This window comes from Streptomyces sp. NPDC059897, from assembly GCF_042730865.1.
Taxonomy (GTDB): Bacteria; Actinomycetota; Actinomycetes; order Streptomycetales; family Streptomycetaceae; genus Streptomyces.
In genome coordinates, this window is sequence record NZ_JBHWKQ010000058.1 from 19,908 (window position 1) to 45,848 (window position 25,941).

At 70.9% G+C, this 25,941-nt stretch carries 24 protein-coding genes and 1 other RNA gene; 21 read left to right on the top strand and 4 right to left on the bottom strand.

Annotation, left to right across the window (positions count from 1 at the left end):
* Nucleotides 1–17: 17 nt before the first annotated feature.
* Complete coding sequence (locus tag ACFV9W_RS36095) at nt 18–824, top strand: hypothetical protein (protein ID WP_385769744.1); 807 nt, start codon at nt 18–20, stop codon at nt 822–824.
* Between the two features lie 68 nt (nt 825–892).
* On the opposite strand, the gene ACFV9W_RS36100 is transcribed toward ACFV9W_RS36095, so the two are convergent.
* Complete coding sequence (locus ACFV9W_RS36100; protein WP_385769746.1) at nt 893–1,081, bottom strand: hypothetical protein; 189 nt, start codon at nt 1,079–1,081, stop codon at nt 893–895.
* Nucleotides 1,082–1,381: 300 nt separating this feature from the next.
* On the opposite strand from ACFV9W_RS36100, the gene ftsE reads away from it, so the two are divergent.
* From ftsE to dacB, 6 genes are all read left to right on the top strand, one after another.
* Nucleotides 1,382–2,071 (top strand): cell division ATP-binding protein FtsE, encoded by a 690-nt coding sequence (ftsE, locus tag ACFV9W_RS36105; RefSeq protein WP_266710884.1) that lies wholly within the window; start codon nt 1,382–1,384, stop codon nt 2,069–2,071.
* 79 nt (nt 2,072–2,150) lie between these two features.
* On the top strand, nt 2,151–3,068 hold the full coding sequence (gene ftsX, locus ACFV9W_RS36110) for a permease-like cell division protein FtsX (protein WP_385769749.1): 918 nt from the start codon (nt 2,151–2,153) through the stop codon (nt 3,066–3,068).
* 78 nt (nt 3,069–3,146) lie between these two features.
* Nucleotides 3,147–4,319, top strand: a complete 1,173-nt coding sequence (locus tag ACFV9W_RS36115) for a S41 family peptidase (RefSeq protein WP_385769751.1) — start codon at nt 3,147–3,149, stop codon at nt 4,317–4,319.
* Between the two features lie 31 nt (nt 4,320–4,350).
* Nucleotides 4,351–4,899: an SsrA-binding protein SmpB gene (gene smpB, locus ACFV9W_RS36120; RefSeq protein WP_385769785.1), complete on the top strand. Its 549-nt coding sequence runs from the start codon at nt 4,351–4,353 to the stop codon at nt 4,897–4,899.
* Nucleotides 4,900–5,020: 121 nt separating this feature from the next.
* Nucleotides 5,021–5,408, top strand: a transfer-messenger RNA (tmRNA) gene (gene ssrA, locus ACFV9W_RS36125).
* 110 nt (nt 5,409–5,518) lie between these two features.
* Complete coding sequence (gene dacB / locus ACFV9W_RS36130) at nt 5,519–7,108, top strand: D-alanyl-D-alanine carboxypeptidase/D-alanyl-D-alanine-endopeptidase (RefSeq protein ID WP_385769753.1); 1,590 nt, start codon at nt 5,519–5,521, stop codon at nt 7,106–7,108.
* A gap of 15 nt (nt 7,109–7,123) precedes the next feature.
* Here dacB and ACFV9W_RS36135 read toward each other — a convergent pair whose 3' ends face one another.
* Entirely contained in the window at nt 7,124–8,359 is a 1,236-nt protein-coding gene (locus ACFV9W_RS36135) for an MFS transporter (RefSeq protein ID WP_385769754.1), read from the bottom strand.
* A 106-nt stretch (nt 8,360–8,465) separates the two neighbouring features.
* Between ACFV9W_RS36135 and ACFV9W_RS36140 the strand changes: the two genes are divergently transcribed.
* From ACFV9W_RS36140 to ACFV9W_RS36170, 7 genes are all read left to right on the top strand, one after another.
* Nucleotides 8,466–9,443: a LysR family transcriptional regulator gene (locus ACFV9W_RS36140; protein WP_385769756.1), complete on the top strand. Its 978-nt coding sequence runs from the start codon at nt 8,466–8,468 to the stop codon at nt 9,441–9,443.
* Between the two features lie 150 nt (nt 9,444–9,593).
* Complete coding sequence (locus tag ACFV9W_RS36145) at nt 9,594–10,364, top strand: hypothetical protein (RefSeq protein ID WP_385769758.1); 771 nt, start codon at nt 9,594–9,596, stop codon at nt 10,362–10,364.
* Nucleotides 10,365–12,563, top strand: a complete 2,199-nt coding sequence (locus ACFV9W_RS36150) for a glycosyltransferase (RefSeq protein WP_385769760.1) — start codon at nt 10,365–10,367, stop codon at nt 12,561–12,563.
* Complete coding sequence (locus ACFV9W_RS36155; RefSeq protein WP_385769762.1) at nt 12,560–13,831, top strand: acyltransferase; 1,272 nt, start codon at nt 12,560–12,562, stop codon at nt 13,829–13,831. Before ACFV9W_RS36150 ends, ACFV9W_RS36155 begins: the two co-directional genes overlap by 4 nt.
* A gap of 136 nt (nt 13,832–13,967) precedes the next feature.
* Nucleotides 13,968–14,711: an MHYT domain-containing protein gene (locus tag ACFV9W_RS36160; RefSeq protein WP_385769764.1), complete on the top strand. Its 744-nt coding sequence runs from the start codon at nt 13,968–13,970 to the stop codon at nt 14,709–14,711.
* A 136-nt stretch (nt 14,712–14,847) separates the two neighbouring features.
* On the top strand, nt 14,848–16,218 hold the full coding sequence (locus tag ACFV9W_RS36165; RefSeq protein ID WP_385769766.1) for a nitrate/nitrite transporter: 1,371 nt from the start codon (nt 14,848–14,850) through the stop codon (nt 16,216–16,218).
* Between the two features lie 124 nt (nt 16,219–16,342).
* Nucleotides 16,343–17,506, top strand: coding sequence for a uroporphyrinogen-III synthase (locus ACFV9W_RS36170; RefSeq protein ID WP_385769768.1), 1,164 nt, complete (start codon nt 16,343–16,345; stop codon nt 17,504–17,506).
* A gap of 3 nt (nt 17,507–17,509) precedes the next feature.
* Here the strand turns inward: ACFV9W_RS36170 and ACFV9W_RS36175 are convergent, their stop codons facing one another.
* Together ACFV9W_RS36175 and ACFV9W_RS36180 are read right to left on the bottom strand one after the other, a co-directional pair.
* On the bottom strand, nt 17,510–17,926 hold the full coding sequence (locus ACFV9W_RS36175; protein WP_385769770.1) for a PIN domain-containing protein: 417 nt from the start codon (nt 17,924–17,926) through the stop codon (nt 17,510–17,512).
* Between the two features lies 1 nt (nt 17,927).
* Entirely contained in the window at nt 17,928–18,146 is a 219-nt protein-coding gene (locus ACFV9W_RS36180; RefSeq protein ID WP_385769772.1) for a type II toxin-antitoxin system VapB family antitoxin, read from the bottom strand.
* Nucleotides 18,147–18,240: 94 nt separating this feature from the next.
* On the opposite strand from ACFV9W_RS36180, the gene ACFV9W_RS36185 reads away from it, so the two are divergent.
* From ACFV9W_RS36185 to ACFV9W_RS36215, 7 genes are all read left to right on the top strand, one after another.
* On the top strand, nt 18,241–18,783 hold the full coding sequence (locus tag ACFV9W_RS36185; protein ID WP_385769774.1) for a GNAT family N-acetyltransferase: 543 nt from the start codon (nt 18,241–18,243) through the stop codon (nt 18,781–18,783).
* Between the two features lie 65 nt (nt 18,784–18,848).
* The gene (locus tag ACFV9W_RS36190) at nt 18,849–19,457 is read left to right on the top strand and encodes a CGNR zinc finger domain-containing protein (protein ID WP_385769776.1); all 609 of its coding nucleotides are present in this window, start codon (nt 18,849–18,851) and stop codon (nt 19,455–19,457) included.
* A 74-nt stretch (nt 19,458–19,531) separates the two neighbouring features.
* The gene (locus tag ACFV9W_RS36195) at nt 19,532–20,137 is read left to right on the top strand and encodes a sigma-70 family RNA polymerase sigma factor (RefSeq protein ID WP_266710860.1); all 606 of its coding nucleotides are present in this window, start codon (nt 19,532–19,534) and stop codon (nt 20,135–20,137) included.
* The gene (locus ACFV9W_RS36200; RefSeq protein WP_385769779.1) at nt 20,134–20,952 is read left to right on the top strand and encodes an anti-sigma factor family protein; all 819 of its coding nucleotides are present in this window, start codon (nt 20,134–20,136) and stop codon (nt 20,950–20,952) included. The genes ACFV9W_RS36195 and ACFV9W_RS36200 overlap by 4 nt, the downstream gene beginning before the upstream one ends.
* Before the next feature lie 122 nt (nt 20,953–21,074).
* Nucleotides 21,075–23,435, top strand: coding sequence for a HelD family protein (locus tag ACFV9W_RS36205; protein ID WP_385769781.1), 2,361 nt, complete (start codon nt 21,075–21,077; stop codon nt 23,433–23,435).
* A gap of 337 nt (nt 23,436–23,772) precedes the next feature.
* A complete protein-coding gene (locus ACFV9W_RS36210) occupies nt 23,773–25,206 on the top strand; it encodes an NAD-dependent malic enzyme (protein ID WP_385769783.1) in 1,434 nt (477 codons plus the stop codon).
* Between the two features lie 297 nt (nt 25,207–25,503).
* Nucleotides 25,504–25,785, top strand: a complete 282-nt coding sequence (locus ACFV9W_RS36215; protein WP_016645140.1) for an HU family DNA-binding protein — start codon at nt 25,504–25,506, stop codon at nt 25,783–25,785.
* Nucleotides 25,786–25,941: the final 156 nt, after the last annotated feature.

Here is a 25,941-nt window from a genome sequence, read left to right on the forward strand (position 1 = left end):
CTGGGGGTAGCAGACAGATGACCAAGAAGACGCGGATCCGCGTTGCGCGGATAGCGGCCGGTGCGGTGATCGCGGCCGGCGCCTCGCTGACCGCCGCGGGTGCGGCATCCGCCGCCACCGTCGACGAGAAGAGCGGCGAGACCTGCGGCCCGCTCGGCCTTATTTGCTGGCCCACCGAGGAAGACGGCGCGGACGAAGAGCCGCCCGGCGACGAGGACCCGGGCAGCGGTATCGCCGGTGTCACCGAGGGCAACACCAACGGTGGCGTCGCGGGTGTCACCGAGGGCAACACCAACGGTGGCGTCGCCGGCGTCACCGAGGGCAACGACAACGGTGGCGGCAACGGTGGCGACGACTCCACCGGCGGCACGATCGGTGGCGACGACTCCACCGGTGGCAACGGCAACGGTGGCGGCAACGGCATCGGTGGCGGCACCGGCGGCGACGACTCCACCGGTGGTTCCTCCACCGGCGGTTCGTCCTCCACCGGCGGTTCCTCGACCGGTGGCGACGACTCCACCGGCGGTTCCTCCTCGACCGGTGGCTCGTCCACCGGTGGTGGCGACAACACCAACCCCGACGGCAACAACAACCCCGTCGAGCAGGGCCAGGGCAAGGAGGGCCTGAACGACACCGGTTCCGAGCCGGCTCAGCAGACCGGCACGGGCTCCGGCAAGGCCCAGGCCACCGGTGAGCTCGCCGAGACCGGTTCCTCCGGCACCACGTTCCTGGTGATCGGTGCGGCCACGATGATCGCGGGCGGTGTCGGCTTCCGACTCCTGCCGCGCCTCGCGGGCAACCGCGGCGGCGGCGCCGCCGCGTAACGCTGCGCACACGCAAAGGGCCCGGAGCCGATCGGCTCCGGGCCCTTTCGCATGTCCGAGTACGGCGGCTACACCGTCTGATGCGCGAGGAGCGCCATCGCCGCCACGAGCACCGCCACCAGGGCGACCAGTGCCATGGGGCTCAGTGCGGCCAGCGGGTTCTGCTGCAACCGCTCGCGATTCGCCCGGCACACCGGGCAGCGGCCCTCGCTCACGGGGGCCGCGCAGTTCGCGCACACCAATCGGTCGTAGGTCATGCGCTTCTCCTCCTCCCGCGCGGCGGAGCCTGCCACCGGGTACCCCTGGGTTCTCTCCGCTCAACGCTCCGGGAAACGCAACCGTTCCCCCTACCACTGTGCCAGCTTCCCGGAATTTCGGCGCGTCCCTCCGGAGGTGCCGCCCCTGACCAGGCACGGGGTGGACAATTCCGGCGCCGTATCCGGCATCACAGCGGGACAAAACGCTCAACGGGGGACGGCGCCTGCGCTCCGTGCGCGGCTTCGCGTATGGTCACGCACACCTACCTCCGACGCCCCCCGATGCACCGAGGCGCACCCGTGATCCGATTCGACAACGTCTCCAAGGTCTACCCCAAGCAGACCCGGCCCGCCCTCAGGGATGTCTCCCTGGAGGTCGAGCGTGGTGAGTTCGTCTTCCTGGTCGGCTCGTCCGGCTCCGGCAAGTCGACGTTCCTGCGCCTCGTGCTGCGCGAGGAGCGGGCCAGCCACGGCCAGGTGCACGTCCTTGGCAAGGACCTCGGCCGCGTATCCAACTGGAAGGTCCCGCAGATCCGCCGCCAGCTCGGCACGGTCTTCCAGGACTTCCGGCTCCTGCCCAACAAGACGGTCGGTGAGAACGTCGCCTTCGCCCAGGAGGTCATCGGCAAGTCCCGCGGTGAGATCCGCAAGTCCGTGCCGCAGGTCCTCGACCTCGTCGGCCTCGGCGGCAAGGACGACCGCATGCCGGGCGAGCTCTCCGGTGGTGAGCAGCAGCGCGTGGCCATCGCGCGGGCCTTCGTCAACCGGCCGAAGCTGCTGATCGCGGACGAGCCGACCGGCAACCTCGACCCGCAGACCTCGGTCGGCATCATGAAGCTGCTCGACCGGATCAACCGGACGGGCACCACCGTGATCATGGCCACCCACGACCAGAACATCGTGGACCAGATGCGCAAGCGCGTCATCGAGCTGGAGCACGGCCGCCTCGTGCGCGACCAGTCGCGCGGCGTCTACGGCTACCAGCACTGAGGCCACGGCACCGCGAGAAGTACCGAGAAGTACCGAGAAGTACCGAGCAAAGAAAGCTGCGAAAGGCGTTAGTGACGCTATGCGTGCCCAATTCGTTCTGTCGGAGATCGGCGTAGGACTCCGCCGCAATCTCACGATGACCTTCGCCGTGATCATCTCGGTTGCCCTCTCGCTCGCCCTGTTCGGCGGCTCGCTGCTCATGAGCGACCAGGTCAACCAGATGAAGGGCTACTGGTACGACAAGGTCAACGTCTCGATCTTCCTGTGCAACAAGGGGGACGCCGACTCCGACCCGAACTGCGCCAAGGGCCCGGTCACGGCCGAGCAGAAGAAGGACATCCTCGGCGACCTCAACAAGCTGCCCGTCGTCGACAACGTGGCGCACGAGTCGCAGGACCAGGCGTACAAGCACTACAAGGAGCAGTTCGGCGACTCCCCGCTGGCCAGCTCGCTGACGCCGGACCAGCTCCAGGAGTCGTACCGGATCAAGCTGAAGGACCCGGAGAAGTACAACGTCATCGCGACGGCGTTCAACGGGCGGCCCGGCGTGCAGTCCGTGCAGGACCAGAAGGGCGTGCTCGACAACCTCTTCCGGCTGCTCGGCTACCTGAACTACGCGGCCAGCGCGGTGATGGCGGTGATGCTCGTCGTGGCGCTGCTGCTGATCGTGAACACCGTGCGGGTGTCCGCGTTCAGCCGACGGCGGGAGACCGGCATCATGCGGCTCGTCGGAGCGTCCGGCTTCTACATCCAGGCGCCGTTCATCATGGAGGCCGCGGTCGCCGGGCTCATCGGCGGCGGCATCGCCTGTGTGTTCCTCGCGGCCGGCCAGTACTTCGTGATCGACAACGGCGTGGCGCTCTCCGACAAGCTGCAGCTCATCAACTTCATCGGCTGGGACTCGGTGTTGACGAAGCTGCCGCTGATCCTCGCAGTGAGCGTGCTGATGCCCGCGCTTGCCGCGTTCGTCGCGTTGCGCAAGTACCTGAAGGTGTGACGAGAGTCCTTCGCGCCACGGGGCGTCGTGCGGGTCAACGGCCCGTACGGCGCCCTTCGTTGTCCTAGACTCACCGACATGTCAGGTCCGGAGCTGTACTCCAGGCCCCGTCGCATCGGCCGCGGGGCGACCCTGACATTGATCTTCGTGACGGTCCTCGCGGCGGGCGCCGCGACCGGCTCCTGGCCGGGGGAGGACCGGAAATCCGCGGAAGGCGCGGACAGTTCGCTCGTCGCGGCGCACGAGAAGCCGATCGCGGGCCCGACCGATCCGAGGGCCGCGGCGGCCGAGGCGATGGCCGACGGGAAGTCGCCCACGAAGGCCGCCCAGGACGCCGTCAGCCGCAGCGGCGACCGCTGGGGCTCCGTCTACACGCAGGGCGAGTACGAGGAGTTCGAGCAGGCCCTCGACGGCGAGTACACCGGCATCGGCCTGCGGGCCCGCCGCACCGCCGACGGGCGGGTCCAGGTCTCCAAGGTCCGGCGGGGCTCGCCCGCCCAGCTCGCCGGCATCCGCGAGGGCGACCGGATCGCGGCGGTCGACGGCGAGCCGGTCACAGGACGCCCCGTCACCGAGGTCCTCGCGCTCCTGCGGGGCGAGCACGCGGGCACCCCCGTGCACGTGGGCCTGCAGCGCGGCACGCGCGCGTGGAGCGAGACCCTGCGCCGGGCCAACCTGTCGACCGACTCGGTCGCCTCCGCGCGGCTGCCCGACGGCGCGACGCTCGTGAAGGTGAGCGCCTTCACCAAGGGCGTCGGCGAGCAGGTGCGCACGGCGGTCGCCGAGGCACCCGCGCGCGCGGGCGTCGTGCTCGACCTGCGGGGCAACTCCGGCGGCCTGGTCGCGGAGGCGGTCCGGGCGTCCTCCGCGTTCCTCGACGGCGGGCTCGTCGCGACGTACGACGTGCGCGGAGCCCAGCGGGCCCTGCACGCGCAGCGCGGGGCCGACACGTCCAGACCGGTGGTCGTGCTCGTCGACAGCGGGACGATGAGCGCGGCCGAGCTGCTCACCGGCGCCCTCCAGGACCGTGGCCGCGCGGTCGTCGTGGGTTCCCGGACCTTCGGCAAGGGCTCGGTCCAGATGCCGAGCCGGCTGCCCGACGGCTCCGTGGCGGAGCTGACCGTCGGGCATTACCGCACCCCGTCGGGCCGCGCGGTCGACGGCCGGGGCATCACCCCCGACCTGGAGGCCGAGGCGGACACCCTGCGGCGGGCGGAGACAGTATTGACTGGCCTCGGGGACCCCTCGTAGTGCGAAAATGGTCAGCACTATGGCCAAGGCAATGTATGTACCGAAGGAGTCCCAGCCCAAGCAGGGCAAAAAGGGGGCGTCGTCCGACAAGAAGGACGGCAAGCGCAAGATGGTCGCGCAGAACAAGAAGGCGCGCCACGACTACCTGATCATGGACACCTACGAGGCCGGCATCGTGCTGACCGGCACCGAGGTCAAGTCGCTGCGGCAGGGTCGCACCTCGCTCGCCGACGCCTTCGTCCAGATCGACCGGGGCGAGGCGTGGCTGCACAACGCCCACATCCCCGAGTACCACCAGGGCACCTGGACGAACCACGCGGTGCGCCGCAAGCGCAAGCTGCTGCTGCACCGCGAGGAGATCGACAAGCTGGAGTCGAAGTCCGAGGAGACCGGTCACACGATCGTGACCCTGGCGATCTACTTCAAGGACGGCCGGGCGAAGGCCGAGATCGCGCTCGCCAAGGGCAAGAAGGAGTACGACAAGCGGCAGACGCTGCGCGAGAAGCAGGACCGGCGGGACTCGGACCGGGCGATCGCGGCGGCGAAGCGGCGGCAGCGGAACAACGAGCGGATGGGCTGACGCCCGCCTCCCGTCGACCCTCGGGAATACGCTGGCATCGTCGTGCGTTGGTCACGTACGATGGCACTGTTCCTCACGCAGGGACGCAGGACCGCAAGGTCCACGCTTGAAAAATCAACATGGGGATGATCGGTTTCGACAGCGGATGTCGAAGCAGGGGAAGCGTGTCGAGGAAGCGGCAATGATCTCGTTAACCATATGTCGCAACCAATAATCGCCAATTCTAAGAGCGATTCCCAGTCCTTCGCCCTCGCTGCCTAATAACAGCGACTGAAGGACCCTAAAAGGGTGTCAGCCCGGGAGTGTTCCCGGCCCGGATCCTGGCATAATCTAGGGAACTAAACTTTTCCGTCCGGCCACGGGGCGGAAAAGGAAATCAAACAGTGGCTGGGCCCGTCGGCGACTTGTTCGCGTGATCACCGGGGCCGAGAAAATCGAAGCGAACTGCACACGGAGAAGCCCTGCTGCTGCACCGTTGGACGCGGGTTCGATTCCCGCCATCTCCACCATCACCGCATCCCATGCGATTCAGGCCCGGCTGTTCACACAGCCGGGCCTTTTTCGTTGGCTCAGTTGTGGGTCTTGGCGGGGCTCTGGGGTTCCGGGATGCTCCTGTGCCATGAGCAGACGTGAGGGATCAACTCGTAGCTGGGCCTGGCCGCTCGTGCTCGTCGTGGCCGCCGCGGGACTGTCGTGGAGTGCGCCCGCGGGCGCCGATTCCACCCCCGGTGGGCTGCCGGAGGCCATCGACACGATTCTCGGGGATCCGCGGATGGAGGGCGGCGCCGCGAGCGTCGTCGTGGCCGACGCGAAGACCGGGGAGACGCTGTACCAGCGCAATCCGACCGGGCGGCTGATGCCCGCCTCCAACACCAAGCTCGCCACCTCCGCCGCGGCCATGGGCACCCTCGGCCCCGACCACCGGTTCAGCACGGACGCGCTCGCCGCCGGGTGGGTGCGCGGCGGAGTGCTCGACGGGGACCTGTATCTGCGCGGCACCGGCGACCCGACCACGCTGGCCGCCGACTACGACAAGCTCGCCGCCGACGTCGCCGCGGCCGGGGTGAAGCGGGTGAGCGGGCGGCTCGTCGCGGACGACACCCGGTTCGACGACCACCGGATCGGCGACACCTGGGGCGGCGACGACGAGTCCTCGTACTACGCCGCCCAGATCAGCGCGCTCAGCGTCGCGCCCGACACCGACTACGACACCGGGACCGTCATCGTCGAGGTGAAGCCCGGCGCCGAGGCAGGGGACAAGCCGGCCGTCAGCGTCACGCCGAAGACCGACTATGTGCGCCTGGACGTGCGGGCGTCCACCGTCGGGGCCGGGGGAGACGACACCGTCGCCGTCGAGCGGCGGCACGGCACCAACACGATCACCGTGAGCGGCACCGTCCCTGTGGGCGGGGACACCACCAAGGAGTGGGTGACCGTGTGGGAGCCGACCGGGTACGCGGCCGCCGTGTTCCGGGACGCGCTCGCCGCGCACGGCGTGAAGGTCGGCGGAGCCACCAAGCTGGGGCAGGCCACGCCCAAGGGCGCGAAGCGGCTCGCCGGGCACGACTCCATGCCTCTGAAGGACCTGCTGGTCCCGTTCATGAAGCTCTCCAACAACATGCACGCCGAGTCCCTCACCAAGGCCATGGGGTACAAGGCGACGGGGCGGCCCGGGAGTTGGGGCGACGGCACCGACGCCGTCGCCGACTATCTGAAGGGCGCCGGGGTCGACGCCACCAAGCTGCGGCAGGTCGACGGGTCCGGGCTCTCGCGCAAGGACAACTTCGCCGCCCGGCAGCTCGCCGACCTGCTGCTGTCCGTGCAGGACGAGTCCTGGTACGCCGACTGGTACAAGTCGCTGCCCGTGGCCTGCGACCCGGACCGGTTCGTCGGCGGGACGCTGCGCAGCCGGATGTGCGACACGCCCGCCGCACTCAACGCCCGCGGCAAGACCGGGTCGTTGACGGGCGCGTCCGCGCTCTCGGGGTACGTGAAGGACGCCGACGGGCGGCTGCTCGTCTACAGCGTCGTCCAGAACAACTACCTGGCAGCCTCCGTGAAGCCGCTGGAGGACGCCATCGTGGTGACCCTCGCGAAGTCGACGGCCGAGGAGGCGAAGGCCGCCGTGCCGAAGTCCACGCGCGCCGTCCCGGCGGCCGAGCGGGACGGCGACCTGGAGTGCTCCTGGCGCAAGCCGGCCGTGTGCTGACCGTGTACTGAGCCACTAGCGCCGGTCCGGGCGTCGTACGTACGCGTACAGCGCCAGCAGCAGCGCGCACGACGCCGCTGTGACCGGCACCGTGTACGCCGCGGTGGGGCCCCAGTGCTCCACCGCGGCGCCGCCCGACGCCGAGCCGGTCGCGATGCCCGTGAGAATGCCGGTCACGGCGAGCGTCATGCCCTCGTTCAACTGGCCGTCAGGCGTGCGCTGTTGGACCAGGGTCATGCCCGTCACCATCGTCGGCGCCGTGGCCATGCCCGCGATCAGCAGCGCGCCCCCGAGGACGTACAGGGAGCCCGTGGACCAGGCGGCGAGCAGCGGCAGCGTCATCAGGGCCGCCATCGCCGCCGCGCAGAGCGGATGGCGCCGGGCCGCCGGGCCCGCCGGTCGCCACGCCCCGTAGAGCAGGCCCGCCGCGCAGGAGCCCGCCGCCTGGAGCGCCAGGATGCCGCCCGCCCACACCTTGTGGCCCTGCGCCTCGGCGAAGGCGACCGTGACGACTTCCAGCGAGCCGAAGATCGCGCCCGAGGCGAGGAAGGCGAGCAGCAGGGGCGGCATGCCACGCGCGCGTAGCGGCGTTTTCGTCGCCTTCGTACGCGCGTGGGGCGGCGGTTCCGTCGCGCGCTGCGCGGCGAAGATCAGCACGCCGGTCACCATGAGCACGGCGCCGACCAAGGTGCCCGCCTCCGGGAAGAGCGAGCCGCACAGGAAGGCGGCGACCACGGGGCCGAGCATGTAGCAGAGCTCGTCCGCCGCCTGCTCGAAGGAGTTCGCCGTGTGCAGGGCGTCCGGGGTGTCCTTCAGCAGGTACGCCCAGCGGGCCCGGGACAGGCCGCCCGTGTTGGGGGTCGTCGCGGACGCCAGGTAGGCGGCGAACAGTGTCCAGTTCGGCGCCCCGAAGTGCACGCAAAGGAGCAGGGCGAGCGAGCCGCAGGCCGATATGACGGTGGCCGGGACCGCGATCCGCGCCTGCCCGTAGCGGTCCACGAGGCGCGCCGTCCACGGCCCGACGAGCGCGTTGGCGACCAGGCCTGTGGCGGTGACGGCGCCCGCGAGCGCGTACGAGCCGCGGGACCCGGAGATCATGATCACCGCGCTGATGCTGAACATCCCTTGCGGGAAGCGGGCGATGAGGTTGCCGAGGGTGAAGGCGCGGGCGCCGGGGATGGTGAAGAGGCGGGTGTAGGACGTGGCGGCGGAGGACGACGTGGGGCTGGTGGTCGTGGGAGCGGTCGGCATGCGAAGAGCGTCGCCGCAGGTCACGTACGGGGTCCAACACCTGCTCGGTGCCGATTCACGTGGCTGTGTTGTCAATGTTCACGCACCTGCGTTGTAAGTTCGCCCGATGCCTCCCGCGAACGTCGAACCCCGCCTGCTGCGCGCCTTCCTCGCCGTCGCCGACGAGCTGCACTTCACCCGCGCCGCCGCCCGCCTCTACGTCGCCCAGCAGGCGCTCAGCCGCGACATCCGGCGCCTGGAACGGGAGCTGGGCGTCGACCTCTTCGGCCGCACCACCCGGCAGGTCACGCTGACCGCGGACGGGGCGCGGCTGCTGCCGCACGCGCGGCGCGTGATCGCGGCGCAGGACGAGCTGCTGACGGCCTTCACCGGGCCCGCCGCCACCGACCGGCCGCTGCTCGTCGACGTCAACAGTCCGGGCCTCGCGCACGAGCGGGTGCTCGCGCGGGCCCGCGAACTCGCCCCGGGCCACGAGCTGATGGCCCGCTACGAGAGCGGCCTGACCGGCGCCGCCGCCGAACTCCTCGCGGGGCGCCTCGACGTGTCGTTCGGCCGGTTCGCCGGGCTCGACCCGGCCGTGCGCGCCCGGCTCGCCCAACAGCCCGTGCGCTACGAGCCGATGGCGATCATGCTGCCCGAGGACCATCCGCTGGTGGCACTCGACGCCGTGCCCCTCGACCGGCTCGCCGGGGAATCCGTCTACGCGGGGGCCGGCAACCCCCGCACACCCGAATGGACGGATCTGGCCCGGCTGTTGTTCGAGGGGCGGGGCATTCACATCGCGCCGCCCGCGCCGCTCGCCGTCGGTAAGGAGGAGTTCCGCCGGATCATGGACAAGTACCGCAATCCGGTCCTCACCGGGGTGGACTTTCCGGTCATGCCGGGCTCGGTGCTGCGCCCGCTCGTCGATCCGGTGCCGCTGTCGCCCGTGTCACTCGTGTGGCGAAAGGGGCGTAAACACCCCGGAATCACGGCACTTCGGGCCGCCGCGGACGCCCTCGCGGCGGAGAACGGGTGGCTGGAAAGGCCCCCGGAGGCATGGATTCCAGCCACAGATGTGCAGATTATGTTGAGTCGTGAATGAGGTGTGCGCGTGGGTGTCACTGGTGTGCGCTACATTCTGGTCTCGGGTGCGATGTGATAGTGGGGTGCCGGGATCGGGTGGGGGTCCGGTTCGGCCGGTGAAGGCCCGCGACATCGCCCGTGAATGTGTCCTTGGGGGGATGTGCGTACGGTGGAGAACTCGCGAGAAGACGGCCTGTCCGGGCCGACCCATGACCCGCACGAGGTGACGGTCCAACTCGACTTCACAGGTCGCGAGTTGGGTACCCCGGGCGGCGCGAGACCGGGCGCGCCCGCACCCCTCGGCGCGGAGCCGGCGGGTGCGGACGACAAGGAACTCCCCGTCTTCGTCGACGACTCGGGGCGGCGCGGCCGCACCTTCCGCCGCTTCGGCGTGGCCGCGGGCCTGGCCATCGCGGTCTACGCGGTCGTCATCGTGGTCACCGTCTTTTCCGGGAACTCCGACGCGCCGTGGCTGCCGATGCCCGCCGAGGGCAAGGGTGCGGGCAAGGTGGGCACCGAGTCGTCGCAGCCCACGCCCACCGCGTCGACGCCCGGGTCGCCCGGCGCCAGTACGCAGCCCAGTGCCACCGGGAGCGCCCAGCCGGGCACCTCCGCGGCGCCGGGCGCGAGCGCGTCGCCGACGACCGGAGCCAGTACCTCGGGCACGCCGTCCACCGGGACATCGCCGTCCGGCGGGCCCAGCGGCAAGCCCTCGCCGACCGTGAAGCCCACCAAGCCGGACGACAGCGACAAGCCGACGACGGACCCGACCGCTGACGATCCCGCCGACCCGTCGACGGACCCCGGCGACCAGCCGAGCGGCCCGGCGGACGGAGCGGGGACCGATGGCTCGGACACCCTCGCCGGCGGTCTCGGGCGCCTGCTCGCGGCGCCCCTGGTGGAGTCCCTCGTCCCGCCCCTGGAAAGCAGCGTCCTGTAGATGTCCGACCGCTCACGCCGCCCGCGCCGCGCACCGGCCGCGGCCCGCAGGCGCCGCCTTCCGCTGCGCTATCTGCTGCCCTCGCTGCTGCTCGTCGCCGTGATCGCGATGCTGATGCTGCGCGGCTACGTGCACAGCGAGATCCTCGCCGACCACCGCATCCGCCCCGAGGCGGCCACCGACACGGTGCCGGAGAAGATCCTCGACGGCGGCCCCGTCATCGACACCAGGGGCGGCCGCGAGACCAGCCGTTCCATAGGCAAGCACCAACTGGTGCTCACCTTCGACGACGGCCCCGACCCGGAGTGGACCCCGAAGGTCCTCGACGTCCTCAAGAAGCACGACGCGCACGCCGTCTTCTTCGTCACCGGCACCATGGCCTCCCGCTATCCCGACCTGGTGCGCCGCATGGTGGACGAGGGGCACGAGATCGGCCTGCACACCTTCAACCACCCCGACCTCTCCTACCAGTCGAAGAAGCGCATCGACTGGGAGCTGTCGCAGAACCAGCTGGCCCTGGAAGGCGCGGCGGGCGTGCGCACCTCCCTGTTCCGGCCGCCGTACTCCTCGTTCGCCGACGCCATGGACGACGCGTCGTGGCCGGTCACCAAGTACATCGGCTCGCGCGGCTACATCACCGTCGTCAACAACACGGACAGCGAGGACTGGAAGCGCCCCGGCGTCGACGAGATCATCGGCCGTGCCACGCCCAAGGACGGCAAGGGCGCGATCGTCCTCATGCACGACTCCGGCGGCGACCGCTCGCAGACCGTCGCCGCGCTCGACCGCTTCCTGCCCGACCTTCAGGGCAGCGGCTACAAGTTCGCGAACCTCACCGAGGCCCTCGGCATGCCCAGCGCGCACACGCCGGTCACCGGCGTCGAGCTGTGGAAGGGCAAGGCGTGGGTCTACGCGGTGGGGGCCTCGGACAACATCACGGGCGTCCTCGTCGTCGGCCTCGCCGTCATCGGCGTCCTCGTCATGGCTCGCTTCGGCCTGATGCTGATCCTGTCGGCGGCGCACGCGCGCAGGGTGCGCCGCAAGGGCTTCGCGTGGGGACCGCCGGTCACGGAACCGGTCTCCGTCCTCGTACCGGCCTACAACGAAGCCAAGTGCATCGAGAACACGGTCCGTTCGCTGGCGCTGAGCGAGCACCCCATCGAGGTCGTCGTCATCGACGACGGGTCGACGGACGGCACCGCGCGCATCGTGGAGAACATGCGCCTGCCGGGCGTCCGCGTCGTCCGGCAGCACAACGCGGGCAAGCCCGCCGCCCTCAACAGGGGCCTGGCCAACGCCCGGTTCGACATCGTGGTGATGATGGACGGCGACACCGTCTTCGAACCGGCCACCGTCCGTGAGCTGGTCCAGCCGTTCGGCGACCCGAACGTCGGCGCCGTCGCGGGCAACGCGAAGGTGGGCAACCGGGACTCGCTGATCGGCGCCTGGCAGCACATCGAGTACGTGATGGGCTTCAACCTCGACCGCCGCATGTACGACGTCCTGCGCTGCATGCCGACGATCCCCGGCGCCGTCGGAGCGTTCCGGCGCAGCGCCCTGGAGCGCGTCGGCGGCATGAGCGACGACACGCTCGCCGAGGACACCGACGTCACGATGGCGCTGCACCGCGACGGCTGGCGCGTCGTCTACGCCGAGAAGGCACGCGCCTGGACCGAGGCCCCGGAGACCGTCCAGCAACTGTGGTCGCAGCGCTACCGCTGGTCGTACGGGACGATGCAGGCCATCTGGAAGCACCGCAGGGCCGTCGTCGACAAGGGCCCTTCGGGCCGCTTCGGCCGGGTCGGTCTCCCGCTCGTCTCGCTCTTCATGGTGCTCGCCCCGCTGCTCGCGCCGCTGATCGACATCTTCCTCCTCTACGGTCTCGTGTTCGGCCCGACGGAGAAGACGGTCGGCGCCTGGTTCGGCGTCCTCGCGGTCCAGGCGGTCTGCGCGGCGTACGCCTTCCGGCTCGACAAGGAACGCATGACGCACCTGATATCCCTCCCGCTCCAGCAGCTCCTGTACCGCCAGTTGATGTACGTCGTGCTGCTCCAGTCCTGGATCACCGCGCTCACCGGCGGCCGCCTTCGCTGGCAGAAGCTGCGCCGCACCGGCGTGGTGGGCGCGGACGCGGGCGCCCGGATGCCGCGCCAGCGGACGGCCTCGGTCTCCGACGACCAGCGCAGGCGGGTGTCATGACATACCCGACGTACGAAGGCAGCGCCGACCCCACGCGCGCCGACGCCACACGCGCACTGCCCACGCAGCCGCTCCCGACGCAGCAGCAGCTGCCGCCCGCGGAGCCGGCCGCCGCGCCCAAGAAGCCCGGCCGGGACCGCTACCTCGACCTGCTGCGGTCCATCGCGCTGGTCCGCGTCGTCGCCTACCACCTGTTCGGCTGGGTCTGGCTCTCGATCCTCTTCCCGTCCATGGGCGTGATGTTCGCGCTCGCCGGATCGCTGATGGCGCGCTCCCTGAGCAGGCCCGCGCTGAGCGTCGTACGGGGCCGGCTGCGGCGCCTCCTGCCGCCGATGTGGCTGTTCAGCGCGCTGGTGCTGCCGCTGCTCTTCGTGGGCGGCTGGAACCCGGGCAAGGACCCCGACACCGGCGGCGGCGCCTGGGGCTGGCTCGGCATCGTCAACTACGTGATCCCGATCGGCGCCCCCGCCTACCCGTGGGAGATCGCCAACCCGCCCGGCTTCCTGGAGACCACGTGGGCCGAGCAGGGCATCGGCCCGCTCTGGTACCTGCGCGCCTACCTGTGGTTCGTGCTCGCGTCCCCGCTGCTGCTCAAGGCGTTCCGCAAGCTCCCGTGGGCGACGCTGTGCGCCCCGCTCGTCCTCACGGCCGTGGTCGGCACCGGCCTGGTGGAGATCCCCGGCCGCACCGGCGAGGCCGTCACCGACTTCGCCGTGTACGGCAGCTGCTGGATCCTCGGCTTCGCGCACCAGGAGGGCGTGCTGCAGAAGGTGCCGCGCTACGCCGCCGTGTCCATCGCCGCGCTCCTCATGGGCTTCGGCCTGTGGTGGGCCTCTGGCCACCTCACCGAAGAGGGCTGGGACCTGAACGAGATCCCGCTGGCGCAGGCGACCTGGTCCCTCGGGTTCGTCGTCATCCTGCTCCAGTACGCGCCGTCGTGGCAGCGGCTGCCCGGCCGGCTCGCCCGCTGGGACCGCCTGGTGACCCTCGCGAACAACCGGGCCGTCACGATCTACCTGTGGCACAACCTGCTGATCATGGCGACGTTCCCGCTGATCGACCTGCTGTACCAACTGCCCTTCATGGACGACCGGTTGAGTTCCGCGCTGGACACGACGTACATGCTCTGGGCGTTCGTCCTCGTCTGGCCCCTGATCGGCCTCGCCATCGTCGCCACCGGCTGGGTCGAGGACCTCGCCGCGAAGCGCAGACCGCGGCTGTGGCCGGACGGGGCGCGGAAGGGCGGGAAGAGGGCGCGGCACTCCTGACCGTTCGGGCACTCCGGGTCACGATGTGATGGCGATGTGGATTTTCCGCATCCAAGTGATGGAGGGTCTCGCTAGCGTTGCCCCGGGGCGTTCGCGACGGACGAGCGCCGACGGGGCGACCAGGTGAAGGTGTGACGTGCAGGCGACGGTTGACGGGTTCGGCTACGGGGCCGTGACCCCGGTTGCGGCGTTCTTAGTGGCGAGTCTGGGTGGCGGGATCGGGCTGCGCTGCACCGTGCGGGCCCGGCAGCTCGATTCGGGGCGGCCCAAGTGGCTGGCGTACAGCGCGCTTTCGCTGGGCGTCGGGATCTGGTCCATGCACTTCATTGCGATGATGGGCTTCCAGGTGCACGGCGCGCACATCGACTACGACGCGCGGCTCACCTTCCTGAGCCTCGCCGTCGCGGTGCTCGTGGTCGGCGTGGGGGTGTTCGCCGCCGGTTACGGCGGGCAGCGCACGCCGGTCCTGCTCGGCGCGGGCCTCTTCATGGGGCTCGGCGTCGCGGCCATGCACTACCTGGGCATGGCCGCCATGGAGTTCGCCGGATCCCTCCACTACGACGCGCTCGTCGTGACCGCCTCGGTCGCCGTGGCCGTGGTGGCGGCCACCGCCGCCCTGTGGCTGATCATGAACGTACGCGGGATCCTCGTCAGCCTCGGCGCCAGCCTGCTCATGGGGGTGGCCGTCTGTGCCATGCACTACCTGGGCATGGAGGCGCTCACCGTCGAGCTGATGGCGGCGTCCGGGAGCACGGGTTCCGCGGTGTTCACGGTCCTGGTCCCGTATCTCATCGGCCCGTTCCTCGTGCTGTTCTTCGCCGGTGCCGTGCTGCTCTTCGACCCGCAGACGCTGGAGGGCGACCCGGTGGCCCGCTCCTGAGGATCCGGGCCTCACCACCTGCGCACCGGCCGGGTGAGAGCAAAGTTCCCCGGTGGTCACGTCAGGCCATGAAGCGGAAATCCCGCCTCCCTACCTTCGGTGGCATCAGCTGCGAACCGTGACCTGGAGGCGTGCCATGCCTGGCCCCAAGGAACAGACCCGGCGCCGGAGTTGGATCGAGCGGTGGGACCCCGAGGACGAAGTGTTCTGGGAGGAGACGGGCGCGAAGGTCGCCCGCCGCAACCTCGCCTTCTCGATCCTCTCCGAGCACATCGGCTTCTCGATCTGGACCCTGTGGTCCGTGATGGTCCTCTTCATGGGGCCCGAGTACGGGATCGACCCGGCGGGGAAGTTCTTCCTCGTGTCGATGGCGACGCTGGTGGGCGCCTTCGCGCGCGTGCCCTACACGTTCGCCGTCGCCGTCTTCGGCGGCCGCAACTGGACGATCGTCTCGGCGAGCATGCTGCTCGTGCCGTCCGTCGCCGCGTTCCTGGTCATGGAGCCGGGCACCTCGTACACCACCTTCATGTGGTGCGCGGCGCTCACCGGCGTCGGCGGCGGCAACTTCGCCTCCTCCATGACCAACATCAACTCCTTCTTCCCGCTGCGGAAGAAGGGCTGGGCGCTCGGCCTGAACGCGGGCGGCGGCAACATCGGCGTCCCCGTCGTCCAGCTCGTCGCGCTCGCCGTGATCGGCGCGAGCGGCGGGCCGCGCGTGCTGCTCGGCATCTACATCCCGCTGATCGTCGTCGCGACCGTCCTCTCCGCGCTGTTCATGGACAACCTGGCGACTGTGAAGAACGACACCGGCGCCGCGAAGGAGGCCGTGCGCGACGCCCACACGTGGATCATGTCGTTCCTCTACATCGGCACCTTCGGCTCCTTCATCGGCTACTCGTTCGCGTTCGGGCTCGTCCTGCAGACCCAGTTCGGCCGTACGCCGCTCCAGGCAGCCGGCGTCACCTTCATCGGCCCGCTGCTCGGCTCCCTGATCCGGCCCGTCGGCGGCAAGCTCGCCGACAAGTACGGCGGCGCCCGCATCACGCTGTGGAACTTCGTCGGCATGGCCGCCGCCACGGGCGTCGTGACGCTGGCCTCGGTCGAGAAGTCGCTGACCCTGTTCACCGTCGCGTTCATCGCCCTGTTCGTACTGAGCGGGCTCGGCAACGGGTCGACGTACAAGATGATCCCCGGCATCTTCCAGGCGAAGGCGCTGGCCAAGGGGCTCACGGGCGAGGAGGCGGCCGCGTACGGGCGCAGGCTCTCCGGTGCCTCCATGGGGCTGATCGGTGCCGTCGGCGCGCTCGGCGGGCTCGGCATCAACCTCGCGTTCCGGCAGTCCTTCCAGACGGCGGGCACCGGCACCGGCGCCTTCGTCGCGTTCCTCGCCTTCTACGCCGTGTGCTTCGCGGTGACCTGGGCCGTATACCTCCGCCGCTCCGCGTCGCGCACCGTCGCGAGCTCCACGGCCGAGGCGAAGCCCCAGCTCAGCTACGCGGAGGTGTGACATTGGCCCCCGTAACACGTACGCAATAACGTTGATCCGGGGCCGACACGGAGCGTTGACAGGCTCGGACGACGCACCGGTTCGCCCGGTGCACGGAAGAACGTCGAGCGGGGCGAGAACCAGCATGGACGAGGAACAGCAGACCACGAGGCCGGAGCGGACCCACGGGCCGATCGAGGGCTTCACCGTGGGCGTGACCGCGGCGCGCCGCGCCGACGAGCTCGGCGCGCTGCTCCAGCGGCGCGGCGCCTCGGTGCTGCACGCGCCCGCCCTGCGCATCGTGCCGCTCGCGGACGACAGTGAACTCCTCGTCGCCACCAAGGAGTTGATCGACCACGCGCCGGACGTGGTGGTCGCCACCACCGCCATCGGCTTCCGCGGCTGGGTGGAGGCCGCCGACGGCTGGGGGCTGGGCGAGGACCTGCTCGACCGCCTGCGCGGCGTCGAGCTCCTCGCGCGCGGCCCGAAGGTGAAGGGCGCGGTGCGCGCGGCCGGCCTCACCGAGGAGTGGTCGCCCTCGTCCGAGTCGATGGCCGAGGTCCTGGAGCGGCTGCTCGACGAGGGCGTCCAGGGGCGGCGCGTCGCGGTGCAGCTGCACGGCGAGCCGCTCCCCGGCTTCGTCGAGGCGCTGCGCGAGGCGGGCGCCGAGGTGGTGGGCGTCCCCGTCTACCGCTGGCTGCCGCCGCAGGACATCGGCCCGGTCGACCGCCTCCTCGACGTCACGGTGGCGCGCGGCGTCGACGCGCTGACCTTCACCTCCGCCCCCGCCGCCACGGCGCTGCTGCGCCGCGCGGAGGAGCGGGGCCTGGCGGAGGAGCTGCTCGCGGCTCTCGGTCACGATGTGCTCGCGGCGTGCGTCGGGCCGGTCACCGCGGTGCCGCTGCAGGCGGCCGGTGTGGACACGGTGCAGCCGGAGCGCTTCCGGCTCGGCCCCCTGGTGCAGCTGCTGTGCAAGGAACTCCCGGCACGCGCGCGTACGTTGCCGGTCGCGGGACACCAGATGCAGATCCGCGGGCAGGCCGTGGTGGTGGACGACGAGCTGCGGCCCGTGCCGCCCGCCGGTATGTCGCTGCTGCGGACGCTGGCCCGCCGCCCCGGCTGGGTGGTGTCCCGCGCGGAGCTGCTGCGCGCGCTGCCGGGCGCGGGCCGCGACGAGCACGCGGTGGAGACGGCGATGGCCCGGCTCAGGTCGTCCCTCGGGACACCGAAGCTGATCCAGACCGTGGTGAAGCGGGGGTACCGGCTGGCGTTGGACCCGGCGGCGGACGCGAAGTACGCGGACGGGTGAGACTCAGCGGGGCGCACGGAGGACGTTGCGCTCCGAGAGGTCCGAGATCAGGCCGGACGCCGCCGCGAAGTCCTTGTCGTCGTGCAGCACGACGAGCCCGTGGTGCGCGGCCGTGGCGCAGATGAGCCAGTCCACCGTCGAAAGGCTCTGGTGGTGACCGCGCTGTGCCAGCCGGTACTGGGCGGTCTCGATCCACTTCCAGGCCCCTTTGGGCACGGGCGCGTCCGGATACAGGTCGGCGAACATGTCGGTCATCGCCTCGTACTCGTCGAGGCCGCGCGCCGAGCGCCGGAACTCGGTGCGCTGCGGATGGCAGGACCCGATGGCCCCCGCGTCCGTCTCGTGACTCCATGCGTCACTCAGGCCGCGGTCGCGGTGGAGGCGCCACACCGCCGTCGAGTCGATCAGGTAGCGGAGCACGTCAGGCGGTGTCCTTCTCCGCCGCGTGCCGACGCCAGAAGTCCTCCGCGTCCCAGCTCTGAGCGGCCTCGAAGTGCCGCATCCGGGCCTCGGAGCGCCGCTGACGCTCGACGTACTCGCGCAGGGCGAGGTTCACCGTCTCCTTCTTGGTGCGCGCCCCGGACAGGCGCATGGCCTCGGCCAGCGCTTCGTCGTCTATGTCGATCTGCGTGGCCGCCATGCTGCCTCCATGGACGCGAAATGGGTCACATACAAGGTTAGCCCATGCTGCGTACATGGGCTCTCCCTCATGGGCTCCCTCTATCGTGGCGAGGATGCTGATCACCCCCGACATCGAACTGCGCCGCGCCGCCCCCGAGGACGCGCAGGCGCTCGCCGACGCCGTCGTCCGCAACCGGGAGTTCATGCGGCCCTGGGAGCCGTACCGCCCCGAGGCGTACTACACGGCGCGGGACCAGGCCGGGCGGATCGCCGACCCCACCGGGGCGACGTGGCTGCTGTTCGACCGGGCCGCGGGCGGCCGCGTGGTCGGCCGCGTCGCGCTCAGCGGCATCCACCTCGGCCCGCTGTGCAGCGCCAACCTCGGGTACTGGGTCGACGCCGAATATCGGGGCCGGGGCCTGACCCCCGCCGCCGTCGAGGAGGTCTGCCGCGCCGCCCGCGCCGAACTGGGCCTGCACCGCGTCGAGGCGGGCACGCTCACGGACAACGAGGCGTCCCAGCGCGTACTCGCCAAGTGCGGCTTCGTCCGATACGGCCTTGCGCCCAAGTACCTCCACATCAACGGCGGTTGGCGCGACCACGTCCTCTTCCAGCGCATCCTGCACGACGACCCTCCGGCATACGGGCGCGGGTAGCCCGTCAACCCCCGTTCCGGCAGCGGGGGTTCCGGCGCGGCCCGCGGGCGGGCACTGTAGAGGACATGGCAGCAGTACCCACTGGGCCCCACCCGCCTGCCCCTGCCCCCTACGAGTTGCGCTTCGACTCCGGGCGCCTGTGCCTGGACCTCCTCGCCACCGCGCACCCCGACGAACGCCTCACGAGCCCCGACCTGTTGCACGCCTGGCTGGTCGGCGCGGGGCTCGTCCCGGGGGCCGCCGCGCTGGGCGACCGCTCGCCCGCCTGGCTCGCCGCCTTCCGTGAACTGCGCGGGCACGTCGCCCAGTTGGTGCGCGGCGAACTCTCCGGGCGCCCGGCCCCCGCCGCCCTGGAACGGGTCAACCTGCTCGCCCGCGCGGCCCCGCCCGCACCCCGCGCCGTCCGCGCCGCCGACGGCACCCTCGTACGCTCCCTGCACATCGAACCCGACTGCCCGGCCCTGCTCGCGGCCGTCGCGCGGGACGCCGTCGACCTCCTCACCGACCCCGCCGTACGCGGCGCCCTGCGCCCGTGCGAGGGCGACAACTGCCCGATCATCTACCTCGACATGTCGCGCGGCCGCAGGCGCCGTTGGTGCTCCAGTGAGGTGTGCGGCAACCGGGAGCGTGTGGCCAGACACCGGCGCAGGGCGGCGGCGCTGGCCAGGGCGTGAGCAATGATCCGCAACTGCCTTTGAACATCCGTGAGTTCGTCTGCGTATCCCTCCCGTGAGCCCAGCCGAGAGACATGGCCGAACAGGGGACACCGGAGGTAGGCGTGCGCAAGGATTCCGCCGTGGCCGATGAACGCCCGCCCCGGGCCCGACATCGCGCTCCCCGGCCCCCCGAGCCGGACGAGGAGCTGATGCGCGCGCTCTACGCCGAGCACGCACGGCCGCTTCTGGCCTATGTGCTCCGCTTGGTGGCGGGGGACCGGCAGCGCGCGGAGGATGTCGTACAGGAAACGCTCATCCGTGCCTGGAAGAACGCCGGCCAGCTCAACCGAGCGACCGGTTCGGTACGCCCCTGGCTGGTGACGGTCGCCCGGCGCATCGTCATCGACGGCCACCGCAGCCGGCAGGCCCGGCCGCAGGAGGTCGATCCGTCGCCGCTGGAGGTCATCCCCGCGGAGGACGAGATCGACAAGGCGCTGTGGCTGATGACCCTTTCCGACGCGCTGGAGGACTTGACCCCGGCGCACCGGGAAGTACTCGTGGAGACGTACTTCAAAGGACGTACGGTCAACGAGGCTGCCGAGACGCTCGGCATCCCCAGCGGCACGGTGCGCTCGCGGGTCTTCTACGCCCTGCGCTCGATGAAGCTGGCGCTGGAGGAACGGGGGGTGACGGCATGACGACGGGGCATGAAGCGTACGGTCCCTTCGGCCACGGACCGGCGGGCGGCGATGTGCACGAGACCGTCGGCGCCTACGCGCTGGGCATCCTCGACGACACCGAGGCGAGCGCGTTCGAGGCGCACCTGGCGACGTGCGAGCAGTGCGCGCGGAACCTGGAGGAGTTCGCGGGCATGGAGCCGATGCTCGCCGCCCTCGCCGACCTGCCGGCCGAGCGCGGCGCCCCGCGCCTCGCGACCCCGGACATCGGCGACTCGCTGGCCGCCCGCCCGAGCCCCCGCCTCGCGGAGTCCCTGGCGGACGAACTGGGCCGGCGCCGCGCGAAGAAGCGCAGGCGCGGCCTGTTTCTGGTGGCCGCCGCCGCTGCCCTGATCATCGGCGGCCCGCTGACGGTCATGGCGGTGACGGACGACGGGGGCGGCAACACCGTCGCGGAGCCGCACTCCACCAGCCCCGCCAAGGACGCCTTCTTCAACCACATGACCGACAAGGTGAAGGCCACCGACGCCACGACGAACGTCACGGCGACGATCGGCATGGAGAAGAAGGCCTGGGGCACCCACACCGTCCTGGAACTGAAGAACGTCAAGGGCCCGCTGAAGTGCTCCCTCGTCGCCGTCGGCAAGAACGGCGAGCGCGAGACGGTCACCACCTGGGCCGTCCCGAAGTGGGGCTACGGCATCGACGACAGCACCAACGCGAACGCGAAGAATCCCCTGTACGTGCACGGGGGCGCGGCCTTCGACCGGGGCCAGATCGACCACTTCGAGGTCGAGACGCTCGACGGCAAGCGGCTCGTGGAGGTGAACGCCTGACCGCGCGGCCGAACGCGCGGCGCCGCACGTAGCCCTACGGGGCCCCTTTCGCGTACCTTTGACGGCTGCCCAGCACGTCAGAAGGGGGCCCGGTGGCCGCTCAGGCTCCGCACGATTCAGCGGTGAAATCGGATACGGACGCAGCGAAGGACGCGAACGCGGACTCGGTGCGCGACCGTGAGCTCGGCGTCGAGCAGGACCATCTCGACGCCGTCTACCGGCGCCTCGAGGAGAAGATCCACGAGGCCGAGTTCCTGATGGAGGACGCCACCAAGCGCGGCCAGGTCGGCACGCCCGGCGCGCTCGCCGAGCGCGACGCGCAGGTCTTCCGCGCGGGCATCCACCTCAACCGCCTCAACAACGAGTTCGAGGACTTCCTCTTCGGCCGCATCGACCTGCTCCAGGGCAAGGACGGCAAGAAGGGCCCGGACGGCGCGTACACGGCGGTCGAGCCGGCCGACGGCGCCGTCCGCGAGGACAACACGGCCGACATCGCGGAGACGCTGCACATCGGCCGCATCGGCGTGCTCGACGCGGACTACTCGCCGCTCGTCATCGACTGGCGCGCGCCCGCCGCCGCGCCCTTCTACCGCTCGACGCCGGTCGACCCGGGCCGCGTGGTGCGCCGCCGCGTCATCCGCTCCAAGGGCCGCAAGGTGCTCGGCGTCGAGGACGACCTGATGCGCCCCGAGCTGACCGCGTACCTGGACGGGGAGCGGCTGCCCGCCATCGGCGACGGCGCGCTGATGGCGGCGCTCGGCCAGGCCCGCAGCCACTCGATGCGCGACATCGTCGCCTCCATCCAGGCCGAACAGGACCAGGTCATCCGGGCCCCCGCCGCCTCGGTGACGTACGTGGAGGGCGGCCCCGGCACCGGCAAGACGGCGGTGGCGCTGCACCGCGCCGCGTACCTGCTGTACCAGGACAGGCGCCGCTACTCGGGCGGCATCCTGATCGTCTCGCCGACCCCGCTGCTGGTCGCCTACACCGAGGGCGTGCTGCCCTCGCTCGGTGAGGAGGGCCAGGTCGCGATCCGCGCGGTCGGCTCGCTGGTCGACGGGGCGGAGGCCACGGTCTACGACTCCCCGGCGGTGGCCCGCGTCAAGGGCTCCTCGCGGATGCTCAAGGTGCTGCGGAAGGCGGCGCGCGGCGCGCTGGAGTCGGGACGCCCGCAGCGGCCCGCCGTCCAGGAGCAGCTCGCCTTCGGCGACGAGGAACCCGAGGACGCGCCGGCCGAGACCCCGACCCGCCTGCGCGTCGTCGCCTTCGGCCGCCGCCTGGAGCTGGACGCGGACCGGCTGAACCGGATCAGGCAGGCCGCCCTCGGCGGCACCGCCCCCGTCAACCACCTGCGCCCGCGTGCCCGCAAGCTCCTCCTCGACGCGCTGTGGGACCAGTCGGGCGCCGGCAGCCGGACTTCCGACCCCGAGCTCGCGGCCGAGCTGCGCTCCTCCTTCGACGAGGACATCACGAGCGAGGACGACTTCCTGCGCTTCCTCGACGCGTGGTGGCCGGAACTGACGCCCCGTACGGTCCTGTCCGCCATGTCCGACGAGCGGCGCCTCGGCCGCTGGGCCCGCCGCATCCTCAACCCCGGCGAGATCCGCAAGCTCGCCAAGTCGCTGAAGCGGGACGCCCTCTCGGTCCACGACGTGGCCCTCCTCGACGAGCTGACCGCAGTCCTCGGCGCCCCGGCCCGCCCGAAGAAGAAGCGCGAGTACGACCCGCTGGACCAGCTCTCCGGCCTCGAAGAGCTGATGCCGCAGCGCGAGGAGTCCCAGCGCGAGCGCGCCGAACGGCTCGCCCAGGAGCGCACCGAGTACGCGCACGTCATCGTCGACGAGGCGCAGGACCTCACGCCGATGCAGTGGCGGATGGTCGGCCGCCGCGGCCGGCACGCGACGTGGACCGTGGTCGGCGACCCGGCCCAGTCGTCCTGGTCGACCCCCGACGAGGCGGCCGAGGCCCGCGACGAAGCGCTCGGCTCCCGGCCCCGGCGCCGCTTCACGCTGACCGTGAACTATCGCAACCCCTCCGAGATCGCCGAGCTGGCCGCGAAGGTCCTCGCTCTCGCGATGCCCGGCTCCGAGTCCCCCTCGGCGGTCCGCTCGACGGGCGTCCGGCCGCGCTTCGAGGTCGTACGGGACAAGGTCGGGGACACCGTCAGGGCGGAGGCCGCCGGGCTCCTGGAGCAGGTCGACGGCACCGTCGGCGTCGTCGTGGCGATGAACCGCCGCGAGGAGGCCGCGCGCTGGCTCTCCGGGCTCGGCGAACGGGTCGTGGCGCTCGGCTCCCTGGAGGCCAAGGGCCTGGAGTACGACGCCACGATCGTGGTCAGCCCGGCGGAGATCGCCGACGAGTCCCCGGCGGGCCTGCGCGTCCTGTACGTGGCTCTGACACGGGCGACGCAGCAGCTCACGGTGGTCTCCGGCGAACGCGACGAACCGGACGCGAACGGGGTGCCGGACCTGCTCCGCGACTGACCCTTGCCCCTGCTGTCTCCGGTGTTACCGTTGATGACGGCACCGGCTCGATCCAAGCCCCCGGGCCCAACCATCGTCCCTTAGAGGGACCACTTGCCGCGAGGCGAGCATGGCGGGTCGGTGTCGTACACGTGGGACGAGGCCCACGTCACTCCGGTGGCGTGGGCCTCGTTCTGTTTCCTCTTCCGGTTTCCCCGTACTTCTCGTATGGTGGAAAGTACTTTCCAAAAGATGAATGAACGTTAGCTTCAAAACCCGATGCGACTACCACGTACTCACCGGTAGGTGGGAGCATCGGACGGCAACAGCTACACGGTGAAAGCAGAGGAAGTCGGCCATGGCAACGGCGCCCAGCGTGTCCTACTCGATGACGGTCCGGCTGGAGGTCCCCGCGGGCGGTAACGCCGTCTCGCAGCTGACCACCGCCGTGGAGTCCTCCGGCGGCTCGGTGACCGGCCTCGACGTCACCGCTTCCGGCCACGAGAAGCTCCGGATCGACGTCACGATCGCGGCCTCGTCGACGTCCCACGCGGACGAGATCGTCGAGCAGCTGCGCGGTATCGAGGGCGTCACGCTCGGGAAGGTCTCCGACCGTACGTTCCTGATGCACCTCGGCGGCAAGATCGAGATGGCGTCGAAGCACCCCATCCGCAACCGTGACGACCTGTCCATGGTCTACACGCCGGGCGTGGCCCGCGTGTGCATGGCGATCGCGGAGAACCCCGAGGACGCCCGGCGTCTGACCATCAAGCGCAACTCGGTGGCGGTCGTCACCGACGGCTCCGCCGTGCTCGGCCTCGGCAACATCGGCCCGAAGGCCGCGCTGCCGGTCATGGAGGGCAAGGCGGCCCTCTTCAAGCGCTTCGCCGACATCGACGCCTGGCCGATCTGCCTGGACACCCAGGACACCGACGCCATCGTCGAGATCGTCAAGGCCATCGCCCCGGGCTTCGCGGGCATCAACCTCGAGGACATCTCGGCGCCCCGCTGCTTCGAGATCGAGGCCCGCCTGCGCGAGGCCCTCGACATCCCCGTCTTCCACGACGACCAGCACGGCACCGCCATCGTCGTGCTCGCCGCGCTCACCAACGCGCTGCGCGTCGCGGGCAAGGACATGGGCGACACCCGCGTCGTCATGTCGGGCGCCGGCGCCGCCGGCACCGCCATCCTCAAGCTGCTGCTCGCGGCGGGCGTCAAGAACGCCGTCGTGGCCGACATCCACGGTGTCGTGCACGCGGGCCGCGAGGACCTCAAGGACGCCGACAGCGACTCGCCGCTGCGCTGGATCGCCGACAACACCAACCCCGAGGGCCTCACCGGCACGCTGAAGGAAGCGGTCGTCGGCGCGGACGTGTTCATCGGCGTCTCGGCCCCCAACGTGCTGAACGGCGACGACGTGGCCGCGATGGCCGAGGGCGCCATCGTGTTCGCGCTCGCGAACCCGGACCCCGAGGTCGACCCGGCGGTCGCCCGTCAGACGGCCGCCGTGGTGGCCACGGGCCGCTCCGACTTCCCGAACCAGATCAACAACGTGCTGGTCTTCCCCGGCGTCTTCCGCGGCCTGCTCGACGCCCAGTCGCGCACGGTCAACACCGAGATGATGCTGGCGGCCGCGAAGGCCCTGGCCGACGTGGTCACCGAGGACGAGCTCAACCCGAACTACATCATTCCCAGCGTCTTCAACGACAAGGTCGCCGGTGCCGTCGCCGGTGCCGTCCGCGACGCCGCGAAGGCCGCCGGAGCGGCTGTGACGGGGGCCACGACCGCCTGATTACCGGCGCGTCGCGGTTTGCGGGGCCTCCGGGCCCCATAGGCTGGCCGGGAAACAGGCCCCCGGCCCGCCCCTGCAAACGGCGTGGTGGCGCTGTCCGTGTGACCCCAAGGGGTGCCGGATTGGCTTTACCGCCGTGGGTAGGGGCAGGATGCCTCTTCAGGCGCAAGGGTCTGGACGACGGACCCGGGTCCTGGGCCTGACCGAGACCCTGGCAGCATCAACTTTGCTGTTGCCCAACACGCGGCCTGGCCGCGTGGCACGCCTCAACGGCAAGAAGAACACGGGAGTACAAACATGAACCGCAGTGAGCTGGTGGCCGCGCTGGCCGACCGCGCCGAGGTGACCCGCAAGGACGCCGACGCCGTGCTGGCCGCGTTCGCCGAGACCGTCGGCGAGATCGTTGCCAAGGGCGACGAGAAGGTCACCATCCCCGGCTTCCTGACCTTCGAGCGCACCCACCGTGCCGCTCGCACCGCTCGTAACCCGCAGACCGGCGAGCCGATCAACATCCCGGCCGGCTACAGCGTGAAGGTCTCCGCGGGCTCGAAGCTCAAGGAAGCCGCCAAGGGTAAGTAAGTCCTAGGCGCAACGCCTTGGGGCGGTCACCCGGAACTCCTTCCGGGCGGCCGCCCCTTTGCGTTGCCGCGCGGGTGCGTGGAGGCTCTTTGCGCGCCGGCGGGTGCGGTTCGCGTGTGCTCGCGTTTGCGCAGTTCCCCGCGCCCCTTCAGGGGC

Coding starts and splice junctions, on each gene's coding strand:
- ACFV9W_RS36095 (WP_385769744.1), top strand. CDS start 18: ATGACCAAGAAGACGCGGATCCGCGTTGCGCGGATAGCGGCCGGTGCG.
- ACFV9W_RS36100 (WP_385769746.1), bottom strand. CDS start 1,081: ATGACCTACGACCGATTGGTGTGCGCGAACTGCGCGGCCCCCGTGAGC.
- ftsX (WP_385769749.1), top strand. CDS start 2,151: ATGCGTGCCCAATTCGTTCTGTCGGAGATCGGCGTAGGACTCCGCCGC.
- ACFV9W_RS36115 (WP_385769751.1), top strand. CDS start 3,147: ATGTCAGGTCCGGAGCTGTACTCCAGGCCCCGTCGCATCGGCCGCGGG.
- smpB (WP_385769785.1), top strand. CDS start 4,351: ATGTATGTACCGAAGGAGTCCCAGCCCAAGCAGGGCAAAAAGGGGGCG.
- dacB (WP_385769753.1), top strand. CDS start 5,519: ATGAGCAGACGTGAGGGATCAACTCGTAGCTGGGCCTGGCCGCTCGTG.
- ACFV9W_RS36135 (WP_385769754.1), bottom strand. CDS start 8,359: ATGCCGACCGCTCCCACGACCACCAGCCCCACGTCGTCCTCCGCCGCC.
- ACFV9W_RS36140 (WP_385769756.1), top strand. CDS start 8,466: ATGCCTCCCGCGAACGTCGAACCCCGCCTGCTGCGCGCCTTCCTCGCC.
- ACFV9W_RS36150 (WP_385769760.1), top strand. CDS start 10,365: ATGTCCGACCGCTCACGCCGCCCGCGCCGCGCACCGGCCGCGGCCCGC.
- ACFV9W_RS36155 (WP_385769762.1), top strand. CDS start 12,560: ATGACATACCCGACGTACGAAGGCAGCGCCGACCCCACGCGCGCCGAC.
- ACFV9W_RS36165 (WP_385769766.1), top strand. CDS start 14,848: ATGCCTGGCCCCAAGGAACAGACCCGGCGCCGGAGTTGGATCGAGCGG.
- ACFV9W_RS36170 (WP_385769768.1), top strand. CDS start 16,343: ATGGACGAGGAACAGCAGACCACGAGGCCGGAGCGGACCCACGGGCCG.
- ACFV9W_RS36180 (WP_385769772.1), bottom strand. CDS start 18,146: ATGGCGGCCACGCAGATCGACATAGACGACGAAGCGCTGGCCGAGGCC.
- ACFV9W_RS36185 (WP_385769774.1), top strand. CDS start 18,241: ATGCTGATCACCCCCGACATCGAACTGCGCCGCGCCGCCCCCGAGGAC.
- ACFV9W_RS36190 (WP_385769776.1), top strand. CDS start 18,849: ATGGCAGCAGTACCCACTGGGCCCCACCCGCCTGCCCCTGCCCCCTAC.
- ACFV9W_RS36195 (WP_266710860.1), top strand. CDS start 19,532: ATGGCCGAACAGGGGACACCGGAGGTAGGCGTGCGCAAGGATTCCGCC.
- ACFV9W_RS36200 (WP_385769779.1), top strand. CDS start 20,134: ATGACGACGGGGCATGAAGCGTACGGTCCCTTCGGCCACGGACCGGCG.
- ACFV9W_RS36210 (WP_385769783.1), top strand. CDS start 23,773: ATGGCAACGGCGCCCAGCGTGTCCTACTCGATGACGGTCCGGCTGGAG.
- ACFV9W_RS36215 (WP_016645140.1), top strand. CDS start 25,504: ATGAACCGCAGTGAGCTGGTGGCCGCGCTGGCCGACCGCGCCGAGGTG.